The organism is Sphingomonas quercus (assembly GCF_018863195.1).
Classification (GTDB): Bacteria; Pseudomonadota; Alphaproteobacteria; order Sphingomonadales; family Sphingomonadaceae; genus Solisphingomonas; species Solisphingomonas quercus.
In genome coordinates this window covers 231,910-245,236 of record NZ_JAHKRT010000001.1, presented here as the reverse complement: position 1 = coordinate 245,236, position 13,327 = coordinate 231,910, and the positions used below count along the sequence as shown (strand labels likewise).

At 69.1% G+C, this 13,327-nt stretch carries 15 protein-coding genes; 8 read left to right on the top strand and 7 right to left on the bottom strand.

Features of this window, described 5'->3' with window-relative positions; all coding sequences use genetic code 11:
* Positions 1–78: 78 nt before the first annotated feature.
* The gene (gene gshB / locus KOF26_RS01215; RefSeq protein ID WP_216318713.1) at positions 79–1,026 is read right to left on the bottom strand and encodes a glutathione synthase; all 948 of its coding nucleotides are present in this window, start codon (positions 1,024–1,026) and stop codon (positions 79–81) included.
* Between the two features lie 48 nt (positions 1,027–1,074).
* Between gshB and KOF26_RS01210 the strand changes: the two genes are divergently transcribed.
* Positions 1,075–1,221 carry a hypothetical protein gene (locus tag KOF26_RS01210; RefSeq protein WP_216318712.1) on the top strand — a complete coding sequence of 49 codons (147 nt, stop codon included), beginning with the start codon at positions 1,075–1,077 and terminating at the stop codon, positions 1,219–1,221.
* A 35-nt stretch (positions 1,222–1,256) separates the two neighbouring features.
* Here KOF26_RS01210 and KOF26_RS01205 read toward each other — a convergent pair whose 3' ends face one another.
* Together KOF26_RS01205 and rsmI are read right to left on the bottom strand one after the other, a co-directional pair.
* Positions 1,257–1,610, bottom strand: coding sequence for a YraN family protein (locus KOF26_RS01205; protein WP_216318709.1), 354 nt, complete (start codon positions 1,608–1,610; stop codon positions 1,257–1,259).
* Between the two features lie 10 nt (positions 1,611–1,620).
* Positions 1,621–2,451 carry a 16S rRNA (cytidine(1402)-2'-O)-methyltransferase gene (gene rsmI, locus KOF26_RS01200; RefSeq protein WP_216318706.1) on the bottom strand — a complete coding sequence of 277 codons (831 nt, stop codon included), beginning with the start codon at positions 2,449–2,451 and terminating at the stop codon, positions 1,621–1,623.
* A 12-nt stretch (positions 2,452–2,463) separates the two neighbouring features.
* Between rsmI and KOF26_RS01195 the strand changes: the two genes are divergently transcribed.
* The 3 genes from KOF26_RS01195 (at position 2,464) to KOF26_RS01185 (ending at position 5,357) form a co-directional block, all read left to right on the top strand.
* Positions 2,464–3,657 carry a penicillin-binding protein activator gene (locus KOF26_RS01195; protein WP_216318703.1) on the top strand — a complete coding sequence of 398 codons (1,194 nt, stop codon included), beginning with the start codon at positions 2,464–2,466 and terminating at the stop codon, positions 3,655–3,657.
* The gene (locus tag KOF26_RS01190; protein WP_216319887.1) at positions 3,657–4,199 is read left to right on the top strand and encodes a septal ring lytic transglycosylase RlpA family protein; all 543 of its coding nucleotides are present in this window, start codon (positions 3,657–3,659) and stop codon (positions 4,197–4,199) included. Before KOF26_RS01195 ends, KOF26_RS01190 begins: the two co-directional genes overlap by 1 nt.
* A 294-nt stretch (positions 4,200–4,493) precedes the next feature.
* On the top strand, positions 4,494–5,357 hold the full coding sequence (locus KOF26_RS01185; RefSeq protein ID WP_216318700.1) for an OmpA family protein: 864 nt from the start codon (positions 4,494–4,496) through the stop codon (positions 5,355–5,357).
* 63 nt (positions 5,358–5,420) lie between these two features.
* Here the strand turns inward: KOF26_RS01185 and hemW are convergent, their stop codons facing one another.
* From hemW to rph, 3 genes are read right to left on the bottom strand one after another with little or no spacing between them, the layout of a single operon-like run.
* Positions 5,421–6,566 (bottom strand): radical SAM family heme chaperone HemW, encoded by a 1,146-nt coding sequence (gene hemW / locus KOF26_RS01180; protein WP_216318697.1) that lies wholly within the window; start codon positions 6,564–6,566, stop codon positions 5,421–5,423.
* Positions 6,550–7,155 carry an RdgB/HAM1 family non-canonical purine NTP pyrophosphatase gene (gene rdgB / locus KOF26_RS01175; protein WP_363181545.1) on the bottom strand — a complete coding sequence of 202 codons (606 nt, stop codon included), beginning with the start codon at positions 7,153–7,155 and terminating at the stop codon, positions 6,550–6,552. The genes hemW and rdgB overlap by 17 nt, the downstream gene beginning before the upstream one ends.
* Positions 7,152–7,868: a ribonuclease PH gene (gene rph, locus KOF26_RS01170; RefSeq protein WP_216318694.1), complete on the bottom strand. Its 717-nt coding sequence runs from the start codon at positions 7,866–7,868 to the stop codon at positions 7,152–7,154. The genes rdgB and rph overlap by 4 nt, the downstream gene beginning before the upstream one ends.
* 114 nt (positions 7,869–7,982) lie before the next feature.
* Here rph and KOF26_RS01165 point away from each other — a divergent pair, with 114 nt between their 5' ends.
* On the top strand, positions 7,983–8,684 hold the full coding sequence (locus tag KOF26_RS01165; RefSeq protein WP_216318690.1) for an endonuclease/exonuclease/phosphatase family protein: 702 nt from the start codon (positions 7,983–7,985) through the stop codon (positions 8,682–8,684).
* Positions 8,685–8,731: 47 nt separating this feature from the next.
* A complete protein-coding gene (locus KOF26_RS01160) occupies positions 8,732–11,563 on the top strand; it encodes a M16 family metallopeptidase (RefSeq protein ID WP_216318688.1) in 2,832 nt (943 codons plus the stop codon).
* On the opposite strand, the gene KOF26_RS01155 is transcribed toward KOF26_RS01160, so the two are convergent.
* Complete coding sequence (locus KOF26_RS01155; protein ID WP_216319881.1) at positions 11,564–12,388, bottom strand: ferredoxin--NADP reductase; 825 nt, start codon at positions 12,386–12,388, stop codon at positions 11,564–11,566. It abuts the gene before it with no gap.
* 201 nt (positions 12,389–12,589) lie between these two features.
* On the opposite strand from KOF26_RS01155, the gene KOF26_RS01150 reads away from it, so the two are divergent.
* Both KOF26_RS01150 and KOF26_RS01145 read left to right on the top strand, forming a co-directional pair.
* Positions 12,590–13,018: a DoxX family protein gene (locus KOF26_RS01150; protein WP_216318685.1), complete on the top strand. Its 429-nt coding sequence runs from the start codon at positions 12,590–12,592 to the stop codon at positions 13,016–13,018.
* 104 nt (positions 13,019–13,122) lie between these two features.
* Entirely contained in the window at positions 13,123–13,305 is a 183-nt protein-coding gene (locus tag KOF26_RS01145) for a hypothetical protein (RefSeq protein ID WP_216318683.1), read from the top strand.
* Positions 13,306–13,327: the final 22 nt, after the last annotated feature.

Sequence of the window (13,327 nt, the reverse complement as noted above, 5' to 3'; positions counted from 1 at the left end):
ACGGAGTCCGGCGGCGGTGACGGCGTGGATGCCGACCCGCGTTCCGCATGACGATCGGCGCGGGACGGGTCGCGCGGCTCACCCACGCAGCCGGGCCTCGATCGCCTCCCAGATCAGGGCAGGGGTGTCCGTGCCGTTGAAGCGGTCGATGGCGACGATGCCGGTGGGAGAGGTGACGTTGATCTCGGTGAGATGGCCGGCGATTACGTCGATGCCGACGAACACCAGCCCGCGCCGCGCCAGTTCCGGGCCAAGCGCCTCGCAAATCTCGATCTCGCGGGCGGTCAGTTCCGTGGCGTCGGCGCGTCCTCCGGCAGCGAGGTTCGAGCGGATTTCGCCATCCTTGGGCAGCCGGTTGATCGCCCCGGCGACCTTGCCGTCGACGAGCACGATGCGCTTGTCGCCCTTCGACACGTCCGGCAGGAACGCCTGGACCATGAACGGCTCTCGCCACACCTGGCCGAACAGCTCGGTGAGCGCGGCGAGATTGGCGTCCTTGCGCCCGACATGGAACACCGCCGAGCCGGCATTTCCGTAAAGCGGCTTCACCACCACCTCGCCATGCTCGGCATGGAAGGCGCGCACATCGTCGAGCCGCCGGGTGACCAGCGTCGGCGGCATGAAGCGCGCATAATCGAGCACGAACAGCTTTTCCGGGGCGTTGCGCACCGCGGCCGGATCGTTGACGACGAGCGTCCGGTGCTGGACGCGCTCCAGCAGGTGGGTGGCGGTGATATAGGCGAGGTCGAAGGGCGGATCCTGCCGCATCAGCACCACGTCGACATCCTCGGCGAGGTCCAGCACCTCCGGGTCCCCGAAGCGATGATGGTCCCCGGCGATGCGCTGCACCGTCACCGGCCGCGCCGGTGCGGTCACCCGCCCGTCGCGATAGGAAAGGTCGCCGGCCTCATAATGCCACAGTCGATGCCCGCGCGCCTGGGCGGCAAGCATGATGGCGAAGCTCGAATCGCCGGCGATGTTGATCGTCTCCAGCGGGTCCATCTGGACGGCGACGCGCAGCGACATGTCGGATTCCTTCCTGATCAGGTGTTGTCGCGCCTATATGGCCTCGAGATGATCCACGTCACCCTCGCCATCACCGAGTTCGTGATGCTGATGCTCTCGGCGCTGCTCGGCGCCGTGCTGTCCGTCGGCGGCTGGCTGCTGATCGGCGGAGCGGCGCTGTGGGGATGCTGGCGTCTCGTGCGGCGGAAACGCTAGCGGTCCGGCCCGCGTGCGGGCTACGCCGACCGGTCTCAGCCCAGCCAGACATTCTCGAGATGGCGCGGCGGCACGCCCGGCGCGATCAGGATGGCGTCGATGCGCAGATCGTCGCCGGGGCCGGCATAGCGCGACGCCAGCGCCTCGGCGGCAGCGGCGACGCGCGCCAGCCGCCGTTCGTCGAGCGCAAGGTCGAGCGCGGCAGTGGTGGCTCGCGCCTTCACCTCGACGAAGGCGGTAAGGCCCGGGCGCCGCGCGATCAGGTCCACCTCGCCGGCGGCGGTGCGGACCCGCCGCGCCACCACGCGCCAGCCCCGGCGTTCGAGAAAGGCGGCGGCGGCATCCTCGGCGGCGCGGCCCTGCGCCTCGGCGGCGCGCCTGTCCCTCACGCCTTCTCCCTCACGCCTTCATCGCCAGCGCGCGGGCGTAGAGATCGCGCTTGGCGAGGCCGGTGGCCCTGGCCACCTCGTGCGCGGCCTGAGCAGGCGAAAGGCGGGTCAGCGCTTCGGCCAGCGCCGCATCGGCGTCGATCGCGACGCTCGCTTCCTCGCCGGGCGGGGCGACGACGATGACGATCTCGCCCTTGGGCGGCGCCTCGGCATAGCGCGCGGCGAGCGCGGACAGCCGCTCGGTGACGCATTCCTCGAAGGTCTTCGAGATTTCGCGCGCCACCGCCGCCTCGCGGTCGCCCAGTCCCTCGGCCAGCGCCGCCAGCGTCGCGCCGAGCCGTGGCCCGCTTTCGTAGAAGATCAGCGTGGCGCGGACGCCGGCGACCTCGGCGACGATGTCGGCCCGCGCCTTCTGCCTGGAGGGCAGGAAGCCCATGAACAGGAAGCGATCCGTCGGCAGCCCGGCCAGCGTCAGCGCCGCCACGGCGGCACACGGCCCGGGGATCGTCGTCACCGTCACGCCCGCCGCCCGCGCGTCGCGCACCAGCTTGTAGCCCGGGTCGGAGATCAACGGCGTGCCGGCATCCGACACGAGGGCCACCGATTCGCGGGCCATTCGTTCGATCAGGCCGGGGCGGACGCGATCGGCATTGTGATCGTGATAGGGCAACATCGGCCGCTTGGTGCCGATGCGCTGGAGGAGCTTGGCCGTGACCCGCGAATCCTCGACCGCGATCAGGTCGGCGCGCGCCAGCACCTCCGCGGCGCGCGGTGAGAGGTCGCCCAAGTTGCCGATTGGGGTGGCGACGATGTAGAGCCCTGCCGGGAGAGATTCCTGCATAAGGTTGTGTACATGGCAGAGCGTCCCCCCGTGCGGCAACCGCGCCGCAGTTTCCTGCGAGCGGCCGGGCTGGCGTTGACGCTTGCCGTCGCGGCCTGCGTCGCCCCGCGCGAGCGGCCGGCGCCGCCTCCCGCCGCGCCGCCGCCGCCGGTGCAGACAGCCCCGGTCGGCCCGCTGCCGACGGACGTCGAGCGGCATCGCGTCGCGCTGCTGGTGCCGATGACCGGCAGCAACGCGGGGGTCGGCCAGTCGATCGCCAACGCCGCGAATCTCGCCTTGCTCGACGCCAACGACAAGTCGCTGCGCATCACCACCTATGACACGGCCGGCGCCGGCGGCGCGGCGGCGGCTGCCAGGCGGGCGCTCGCCGAGGGTAACCAGCTGTTCCTCGGGCCGCTGCTCGGCGAGGATGTGCGGGTGGCGACGCCGGTGGCGGTGGCGGCGCATGTGCCGCTGATCGCCTTCTCCAATGATTCGTCGGCGGCGGCGAGCGGCGTCTATCTGCTCGGCTTTACGCCCGGCGGCGCGATCGACCGGGTCGTCGATTATGCCGCCTCGCGGGGCTTGCGCCGCTTCGCCGGGCTGATGCCGAAGGGGGTCTATGGCCGTCGCGCCTCGAATGCGTTCCTCCGCGCCGTGGAGGACGCGAAAGGCAATGTCGTGGCAATGGCCGATTATGATCGCACCCCGGCCTCGCTGAACGCGGCGGTCGCCAAGTTGCAGGCGGCGGGTGGCTATGACGCCCTGCTGATCGCCGACAGCGGACGCATCGTGCTGCAGGCGGTGCCGCTGGCGCGGCGCGGGGGTGGTGCGCAGGCGCGCATCCTCGGCACCGAATTGTGGAATACCGACCCGGCCTTGTCGCGCGATCCGGTGATGGCCGGATCGTGGTTCGCCAGCGTCTCGGACGGGCTCTACAATCAGTTCGCGGCCAAATATCGCGCCCGTTTCGGACGCGGCCCCTATCGCCTGTCCAGCCTGGGCTATGACTCGGTGCTGCTGACGATGCGCATCGCCGCCAACTGGAAGGTCGGCGCGCCGTTTCCGCAGGCGGCGCTGCGCGATGCGGACGGCTTTGCCGGCGTCGACGGGGCCTTCCGCTTCGGCGGCAACGGTATCGCCGAGCGGGCGCTGGAAGTGAAGCAGATCGGGCCGGGCGGCTTGACCACCATCTCGCCGGCGCCGCGCAGCTTCACCGGGAATTGATCGGCCGCCTCCTCGGCCTCGCGCTGCCGGCGTTCGCGCTGGCGGCGTGTGCGAGCTACCGCCCGGTCTCGGACGTGCCCGTCCAGATCGGCCGGCCCTATGCGGTACGTGGGCTCACTTATACGCCCGCCGCTGCCCCCGGCTTCGACGAGGTCGGCTATGCGAGCTGGTACGGCAGTGAATCCGGCAACCGTACCGCCCGCGGCGAGAAGTTCCGGCCCGGGGCGATCACCGCGGCGCACACCACCCTGCCGCTGCCGACCTATGTCGAGGTCACGGCGCTGGACACCGGCCGCACCATCCTGGTCCGCATCAACGATCGCGGGCCGTTCGCGCCTGATCGCCTGATCGACCTTTCGCGCGGCGCGGCAGAACTGCTCGGCATCCGCGCGAAGGGGCGCGCCGCGGTCCGTGTGCGTCGCGTCGAGCCCGGCGAGCGGGACCGCGAGCGGCTGCGTCGCGGCCAGGCGGCGAGCGCGCGGCCGACCCTTGCGGGGCAGGAGCTGGAGCAGCAGCGACGGCGGTTCATCGGCCTACCCTAGAGGTACGGGCAAGTAACGGCCGCCAGAATCCGGGGAAATTGGCCGTTGCCGCAAGGTACTCGGCTCAGGGGTGCTGTCGCGGCCTAGCCAATAGTTTCCCCGTAACCAGCGCTGACTAATCAACGGTTGCGTCGTTTGTTCCCGCGATGCATTCGACATCCACGACTTCATCGGTTCGTCGCGCGTCTGGCTCGATTTGTCGGCTGGCCACTCGGCTGAGGCCAGTGTTCATGTCATAGAAAGATAGATTTGAACACCCAAGGCCGGACGGAGATGGCTAAAGGAGCCGCAAAGATGCGTATAATTTCCAAAAAGCCTGAAGTTCAGTTCCTGGTTGCCATGCTCGCCCTGCCGGCTTCGGCGGCGCTGCATGCACAGCCGCAGTCGGATCAGGTCGTCGTCAATGGCACGCCATTGCCGGCCGGCCCCGAGATCAAGGGCGTAATTTCAGCGCGCAATGCCGACAAGATGAAGGTGACGGGGGCGGACGGCGCCACCACGATCATCGCCATCAACGACAACACCCGGATCAAGGCCGGCAGCGGCCTGTTCGGTGGCAGCCGCAACAAGCTCGGCCCGGATGCGCTGCTCAACGGCCTGCCGGTCACCGTCAAGACCTTGCAGTCGGCCGATGATCCGTCAGGCGCGTCGCTGATCGCGAGCCAGGTCACTTTCCGCAACAACGACCTCAAGACCGCGACGATGATCCGCAATGCCACCGCGCAGCGTTTCGACGAACAGACCGCGGCCACCGAGGCGTTGCGCGGCCGAATGGCCGATATCGACAAATATAACATCAAGAGCACGACCAACGTCCATTTCGACGTCGGCAAGGCCAACCTGTCGGAAGAGGACAAGGCCAATCTGTGCGCCGCGGCAGCTTCGGCCGGATCGACCGAAAACGCCCTGATGCTGGTTGTCGGCTACACGGATTCAACGGGCAGCGACGATTTCAATCAGGAATTGAGCGAGAAGCGCGCGTCGCGCGTCATCAATTATCTCCAGCAGGCATGCGGCTGGAAGCCCTATCGCATGCTGACCCCGACCGGCATGGCCAAGGCGGACCCGCTGGCCAGCAACGACACGCCCGAGGGCAAGGCGCAGAATCGCCGTGTCGCGGTGAATATCCTGGTCAGCAAGAGCGTCGACGGCTTCTGAGCCGAACAGGGAGCCGGGGGCGGCCCATCCGCTCCCGGCCCGAATGCCGGGCTCTATGTGTCCTTAGACCGCGACGACGTCTGACAGGATCCGGTCGAGGACCAGCATCCCGGCCTCGGTGACGCGAAGCCGGTGGCCGTCGCGGGCGAGGAGGCCGTGCCGCGAGAGGCGGGCGACGGCCTCATCGTCGACGAGCCGGGCCACCCCCGTCAGCGCGGCGATGCGCCCGAGATCGACGCCTTCGTCCAGCCTCAGCCCCATCAGCAGCGCCTCGGCGGCGCGTTCCTCGTCGGCAAGGGCCGTTTCGCTTTCCATGCCATGGCCGTTGCGGTGGACGGCGTCGAGCCAGTTCTCCGGCTTCTTCCGCCGGAGCGTGGCCAGGCCGCCGCGCCGACCATGGGCGCCGGGCCCGATCCCGGCATAATTGCCGTAGCGCCAATAAGTCAGGTTGTGCCGGCTTTCCGCGCCGGGCCGGGCGTGATTGCTGATCTCATAAGCCGGCACGCCGGCGGCCGCGGTGGTGGCGCGGGTCGTCTCGAACAGGTGCGCGGCCGTGTCGGCGTCGAGCGCCGGCAGCTGGCCCTTGTCGGCCAGTGCCGCGAAGCGCGTGCCGGGCTCAATGGTCAGCTGATAGAGCGAGATATGCTCGGTCCCGAAGGCGAGCGCGCGGTCCAGCTCCGCCGCCCATGCCGCCTCGCTCTGGTCCGGCCGGGCATAGATGAGGTCGACGCTGACGCGCCCGAAATGGCGCTGCGCCGTGTCGAGCGCGGCGAGGCTTTCGGCGACATTGTGGGCGCGGCCGAGAAAGGCGAGGGCGCTATCGTCCAGCGCCTGCAGGCCGAGGCTGACCCGGTTGACGCCCGCTGCCGCCAGATCGGCGAAGCGCGCCGCCTCCACCGAAGACGGGTTGGCCTCCAGCGTGATCTCGACGTCGCCTGCGAAATCCCAGTGGCGGCCGGCCTCCGCGATCACCCGCGCCACCGTCGCCGGCGCCATCAGCGAGGGGGTGCCGCCGCCGAAGAAGATCGAGCCGAGCCGCCGCCCCGGCAGCCGCGCCGCCTCATGCCGCAGGTCGGCGATCAGCGCGTCGGCATAGGCCGCTTCGTCGATCGAGGCGCGGACATGACTGTTGAAGTCGCAATAGGGGCATTTGGAGACGCAGAACGGCCAGTGGACGTAAAGCGCCAGCGGATCAGAGGAGTGCGGCAACGAGCTTCCTGAACGCGTCGGCGCGGTGGCTGATGGTGTTCTTGGTCGCGTCGTCCATCTCAGCGAAGGTCAGCTTGCCCTCGCCGGGCACGAACATCGGGTCGTAGCCATGGCCTTTGTCGCCCCGCGGCGGCCAGACGAGCGTGCCGTCGACGCGGCCCTCGAACGTCTCGATATGTCCGTCCGGCCAGCACAGCGACAGCGCGCAGACGAAATGCGCGTCGCGGCTCGCCTCCGGCCCGACCTTGGCGAGATTGTCGTTCACCAGCCGCATCGCGAGGCCGAAATCCTTCTCCGGCCCGCCCCAGCGCGCCGAGAAGATGCCCGGCTCGCCACCCAGCGCCTCGACGCACAGCCCGCTGTCGTCGGCAAGGGCGGGCAGCCCGGAAAGGTCGGCGGCGGCGCGCGCCTTCAGCTCGGCATTGGCGGCGAAGGTGGTGCCGGTCTCGTCCGGTTCGGGCAGGTCCAGCTCGGCGGCCGAGACCGGCTCGATGCCATAGGGGCCGAGCAGCTCGCGGATCTCGCGCACCTTGCCCTGATTGTGGCTGGCGATGACCAGCTTGCCGGGGGTGAGCTTGCGGTGGCTCACCGGCCGGTCGCCTTGTCCTGTGTGGCAAAAATCTCCGCGCAGCCGATGCGCGCCAGGCGGAGCAGGCGGAGCAGCGCCTCCTCGTCATAGGTGGCGCCTTCGGCCGTGGCCTGCACCTCGGCGATCTTGCCGTCGCCGATCAGCACGAAATTGGCATCCGCATGGGCATTGGAATCCTCGATATAGTCGAGATCGAGCACCGGCGCCCCTTCATAGATGCCGCAGGAGATCGCCGCCACCTTCTCGCGGATCGGATCGGCGGTGAGCTTGCCGTCGGCGATGAGCCTGTCGACGGCGAGGCGCAGCGCCACCCACGCGCCCGAGATGGACGCGGTGCGCGTGCCGCCGTCCGCCTGGATGACGTCGCAATCGAGCGTGATCTGCCGCTCGCCCAGCGCCGGCAGATCGACCACCGCGCGCAGCGAGCGGCCGATCAGCCGCTGGATTTCCTGGGTGCGGCCGGATTGCTTGCCCTTGGCCGCCTCGCGGCTGCCGCGGGTGTGGGTGGCGCGCGGCAACATGCCATATTCCGCCGTCACCCAGCCCTGGCCCTTGCCGCGCAGCCATGGCGGCGTCTTCTCCTCGATCGAGGCCGTGACCAGCACCTTGGTGTCGCCGAAGCCGATCAGGCACGAGCCTTCGGCATGCACCGTGTAGTTCGGCTGGATGGTGATGACGCGCATCTGGTCCGGCGCGCGGCCCGAGGGACGCATGGGCTGATCCTTTCGTGGTGACAGGAGCGCGCCGATAGGCTTGTCCGGCCCCAAGGCCAAGCCCCGAGGGAGAAAGTTTCGCCCAAGGCCGTTGCGCACTGCTAAGGAGACGCCGTGGTTACCGTTGCAAGCTACAATATCCGCAAGGCGATCGGATCGGACAGGCGCCGCCGTCCGGATCGCGTCATCGAGGTGCTCCACGAGATCGACGCCGACGTGATCGCCTTGCAGGAGGCGGATCGCCGCTTCGGCGACCGGGCGAGCGCCATTCCTTTCCACATGCTGGCCGAGCACAGCCATTACCGGCCGGTGCCCTTCGACGTGCGCGTCGGCTCGATCGGCTGGCACGGCAACACCGTGCTCGTGAGGGAAGGGGTGGAGGTGATTCGCGCCTGCACGCTGGCCATCCCGGCGCTGGAGCCGCGCGGGGCCGTGCTCGCCGATCTCGTCGTCAATGGTCGGCCGGTGCGCGTCGTCGGCATGCATCTCGATCTTTCGGGCCTGTGGCGGCGCAAGCAGGCGCGCGCGATCCTCAATCATCTTCACGCCCAGCCGGAACAGCTGCCGACGGTGATGATGGGCGATCTCAACGAATGGAGCGCGGCCTCCGGGTGCCTGCGCGATTTCGGGCATGATCATCATTTCGCGCCGAGCTTCCCGAGCTTCCCGGCCCGCCGCCCGATCGGCCGGCTCGATCGCATCATGCTGAGCCGCGATATCGCGGTGGAGGACGCCGGCGTGCATCACTCGCCGGTGGCACGGACGGCGTCGGATCACCTGCCGGTGTGGGCGCGGCTGCGGCTCGATCTGGCTTGATCAGCGGGCGGCTGGCGGCGGCCAGAAAGGGCGGCTATCAGTCGTTTATGGCATTGCTCGTCCGGCTGCTGGCACTTCTTCTCGTCCTCAACATTCCGCTGCCGGCGATCGCCCAGCCGGGCGGATGGCTCTATGAAGGCAGCGACACGCCGCCCGATCCGGCGTGGCAGCTGGGCAGCTTCGACAATGGCATGCGCTATGCGATCCGGCGCAACGCATTGCCGGCGGGCAGCGTGTCGGTGCGGCTGCGCATCGATGCCGGCGCGCTGATGGAGCAGCCCGACCAGAAGGGCTATGCGCATTTCATCGAACATATGCTGTTCCGAGGCGCCGAGGGCGTGCCGGACGGAGAGGGCATCCGCATCTGGCAGCGGCTCGGCGCCAGCTTCGGCAGCGACACCAACGCTTTCACCACCCTGACCCAGACCTTCTACGCGCTCGATCTGCCGCGCAATGACAGCGCCTCGCTCGACATCGCGTTCGGCGCGCTGTCCGGCATGATGCGGTCGGCGACGATCGACCCGAAGCTGGTCGATGTCGAGCGCAAGGTCGTGATGGCCGAGCGCGACGCGCGCATGCCCCCGCTCGTCCGCCGCAGCCAGGAGGCGGCGAGGTCCGTCTTCTATGCCGGCCTTCGCGCGCAGCAGGCCGAACTCGCCGGCACCGACGAAACCCTCGGCGCCGCCACCGCCGGCCGGCTCCGCGACTTCTACGAGCGCTGGTATCGGCCGGAGCGCGCCACCATCATCATCGCCGGCGATGCCGATCCCGAGATGTTGCGCGCGCTCGCCGAGAAATGGTTCGCCGGCTGGCGCGGCAAGGGCGATGCGCCGGCCGACCCGGATTTCGGCACGCCCACCCAACCCGACCCGGCCACCGCCATCGTCATCGATCGGCAGGCGTCCAACACCATGACCTTCCTGTGGCCGCGCCCGCATGACGATCGGCCGTGGAGCCAGGAGCGGCAGGCCAACGAGTTCGTGCGCCAGATCGCGGCGCGCATCATCAGCCGGCGGATGACGCAGGCGGCGCGAGGCGGGGCGGCGTTCACCAGCGCGTCGGTGTCGGCGACGATGGCGCGGCATCTCATGGACCAGACGACCATCGCCGTCGCCCATCGCCAGACGATGTGGCAGCCGGCGATGCAGCGCGCCTTCGCCGTGCTCGCCGAGGGGAGCGCGGGCCTGCCGTCCCGTGCGGAGATCGATCGCGAGATCGCGGTGCAGGAAGACAGCCTCGCCCAGCAGATCTCGGCGCGGCCGACGATGCTGTCGCCGGTGATGGCGGGGATGATGCTCGGCGCGGTCGATGCGGGCATGACGCTGACCACGCCCGAGGCGATGCGCGACATGTTCGAGGCGGTAAAGCCGACGCTGACGCCGGCAGTGGTCGGCACGGCGCTCCGCGCGCTGACCGTGGGCGAGCCGCGCGCGCTGTTCACCGCGCCGGTGCCGATCCAGGGCGGCGAGCAGGCCTTCGCCGCAGCCCTTGCCAAGGCGCGCGAGGCCAAGGCCGAGGCGCGTGTCGAGGCCAAGGCGGTGAGCTTCGCCGATCTCGGCAAGCCGCCGGTGCCGGGCCGGATCGTCTCGCGCTCGGAGATACCGGACCTCGGCGTCACGCGGGTGCGCTTCGCGAATGGGGTCGAGCTGGTCGTCAAGCAGACCGATTTCGAGAAGGATCGCGTCCTCGTCGCAGCGACGGTCGGCTACGGGATCGCCGGGATGCCGCCGGATCGCTATGTGCCGCTGTGGACCGCCCGGGCACTGACCCAGGGCGGCATCGGCCCGCTTGACGTCGATGCGATCGAGCGGCTGCTCGCCGGGCGGCGCATCAGCCTGTCCTTCGGCGTCGACGAGAATGGCTTCGACTATGCCGGCGCCACAAATGCCCGCGACCTCGCCGATACGCTGCGCCTCGCCGCGGCGGGCGTCGCCGAGCCGCGTTTCGATGCCGGCGCGTTCGGACGGCTGAAGGGGCAGCTCGGCGGCACCTATGACGCGATCTTCAGCACGCCGGGCGGGGTGTTCGGCACCTTCGCCCCGCAGGCGCTGCATGGCGGGGACGCGCGCTGGTTCTATCCTGGCAAGTCGGAGATCCTGACGCTGGGCATGGACAGCTACCGTAATCTGTGGACGCCGCTGCTCGCCTATGGCCCGCGCCGGTTGCTGATCGTCGGCGATGTCGACGTGCAGGCTGCCATCGACGCTACCGCCGCGACGATCGGCGCGGCAGTGACGCGGCCGGCGCCGGAGCCGGATCGCGCCCAGCTCAATGTCCGCCCGCCAAAGCGCGGTTCACGGCCGCTGCTGCTCAAGCATCGCGGCGATCCGGCGCAGGCGCTCGTCGCCCTCGTCTGGTCGACCGACGGCGCGTTGCGCGACGTGCCGACGGTGCGGGCGCTGAACGTCGCCGCGTCCATCTTCCGCACCCGCCTGTTCGATCGTTTCCGGGAGACCGAGGGCGGCTCCTATTCGCCCTCGGTGGGCAGCAACCAGAGCCAGGTGTTCCCCCGCTACGGCGTGTTCATCGCCACCGCCCAGGTCAGGGCCGACCGCGTCGCCGATTTCGAGCGCGTCGCCCGCGACATCGCCAAAGATCTGGCCAAAGCGGGGCCGAACGATGACGAGGTGACCCGCGCGGTGGCGCCCGTGGTCAGCGCCAACCAGCGCAACAGCCGCACCAACGGCTATTGGCTGGGCGTGCTCGATCGCGACCTCGACGATCCGCGCGTGCTGGACCAGATCCGCAGCGCGATCAGCGGCTATCAGGCGGTGGATGCCGAAGCGGTCCGCAAGGCGGCCCGCAAATGGCTTTCTCGCGCGCCGTCGTTGCGCATTGTCGTGGACAGCGACGCGCGGGCGGCAGCGAAGGCCGACTGATCAGCCGACGAACGCGCGCTCGATCACATAGGCGCCGGGCTTGGCGTTCGATCCTTCCTCGAAGCCGAGCCCCTCGAAGCGGGCGCCGAGCTCCTTGATCATGTCCATGCTGCCGCACATCATTACCCGGTCCGTCTCCGGGTTGAACGCCGGCTCGCCGGGGATACCGGCGGCGAACAGCTCGCCGGAATCGATCAGCGCGCCGATACGGGCGGACCGATGGAACGGCTCGCGCGTCACCGTCGGGATGTAGGTGAACTGGGTCGCGCACTTTTCGTCGACCAGCGGATCATTGGCCCATTTCGCCTCCTGTTCCTCGCGATAGGCAAGGTCGGAGACGCGGCGCACGGAATGGACGACGATGACGTGATCGAACAGATCGTAAATGTCCGGATCGCGCGCCACCGACAGGAACGGCGCAAGGCCGGTGCCGGTCGACAGCAGGAACAGCCGCTTGCCCGGCAGCAGCGCGTCGGCGACGAGCGTACCGGTCGGCTTGCGGCCGAGATAGATCTGGTCGTCCGGCTTGATCAGCTGGAGGCGCGAGGTCAGCGGCCCGTCCTGCACCTTGATCGACAGGAATTCGAGCTCCTCATCCCAGCTTGGCGAGGCCACGGAATAGGCACGGAGCAGCGGCTTGCCATTGTCGCCCTGCAATCCGATCATCACGAACTCGCCCGAGCGGAAGCGGAAGCTCGCCGGGCGGGTGATGCGGAACGAGAAGAGATGCTCGTTCCAGTGGCGCACGGAAACCACCGTCTCGACACTGAGGGCGGCGGTGGCGGAGAGGCCGGATTCGGCCGTGCTGGCGACGGTTTCGGACATGATGTCGGCGGCGTTACGCGGCCCGGCGTCGCGCTTCAACCCTGCTTATCCTGAGGGCCTGCCAAGCATGGCTTCGCCGGCTTTTCTAAACCATAGAACTTTCCATCCGATATTATTCGGCTGTTTCGCAAGGCTGCGCGGCGCGAAACAGCCCCTGTCGGCGACACCATGGTGGTGCCGCCAAGCCAGGGACCAATTTCCATGAGCAGCACCGCCATCTCCGCAGCGCCCTCCGCAGCCTCTCCCCGGACGGGCGGCGCCACCGCCCTCGTCGGCCGTATCGCCATCGCCGCCATCTTCCTGCTGAGCGGCTTCTCCAAGCTCGCGGCGCCGGCCGCCACCATCGGCTATATCCAGTCGGCCGGGCTGCCGGTGCCGCAGATCGCTTTCGCCATCGCTGCCTTTGTCGAGGTGGCCGGCGGACTGGCGCTGATCGCCGGCTATCGCGTCCGCTTCGTTGCCGCCGCGCTCGCCCTGTTCTCGGTGGCAACGGCGCTCGGCTTCCACTCCGCTCTCGGCGACCAGAACCAGTTCATCCACTTCTTCAAGAACATCGCCATGGCCGGCGGCCTGCTTCAGATCGTCGCTTTCGGCGGTGGGCCGCTGAGCCTGGACGCACGGCGCCCGTAACGATGAAACGAATTCGGCCGGCGACAGGCCGCCGGCCGACTCCGGCGGGCTCGCCGGCTTCATGCTATGTTCGGCACGGGGCGGAAAGTCGTGAGGACCGTCGCATGTTCGACCAGATCGACCGGCTCTATTTCGAGATGCGCGCGAAAGAGGAGCGAGAGAAGGAACGTCGCTCGCCGAGCGCGTCGATCGCCCTCACGCACCGCATGCTGGCCCAGGAATATGAACGCAGGGCAGCCGGCGAGACCAACCCGTTCATGCTCAACCCCGTGCCGGGCGCGGAATAACCGGGGGCAGCCGCGCGACGCG

Coding starts and splice junctions, on each gene's coding strand:
- gshB (WP_216318713.1), bottom strand. CDS start 1,026: ATGTCGCTGCGCGTCGCCGTCCAGATGGACCCGCTGGAGACGATCAAC.
- KOF26_RS01210 (WP_216318712.1), top strand. CDS start 1,075: ATGATCCACGTCACCCTCGCCATCACCGAGTTCGTGATGCTGATGCTC.
- rsmI (WP_216318706.1), bottom strand. CDS start 2,451: ATGCAGGAATCTCTCCCGGCAGGGCTCTACATCGTCGCCACCCCAATC.
- KOF26_RS01195 (WP_216318703.1), top strand. CDS start 2,464: ATGGCAGAGCGTCCCCCCGTGCGGCAACCGCGCCGCAGTTTCCTGCGA.
- KOF26_RS01185 (WP_216318700.1), top strand. CDS start 4,494: ATGCGTATAATTTCCAAAAAGCCTGAAGTTCAGTTCCTGGTTGCCATG.
- rph (WP_216318694.1), bottom strand. CDS start 7,868: ATGCGTCCCTCGGGCCGCGCGCCGGACCAGATGCGCGTCATCACCATC.
- KOF26_RS01160 (WP_216318688.1), top strand. CDS start 8,732: ATGGCATTGCTCGTCCGGCTGCTGGCACTTCTTCTCGTCCTCAACATT.
- KOF26_RS01155 (WP_216319881.1), bottom strand. CDS start 12,388: ATGTCCGAAACCGTCGCCAGCACGGCCGAATCCGGCCTCTCCGCCACC.
- KOF26_RS01150 (WP_216318685.1), top strand. CDS start 12,590: ATGAGCAGCACCGCCATCTCCGCAGCGCCCTCCGCAGCCTCTCCCCGG.
- KOF26_RS01145 (WP_216318683.1), top strand. CDS start 13,123: ATGTTCGACCAGATCGACCGGCTCTATTTCGAGATGCGCGCGAAAGAG.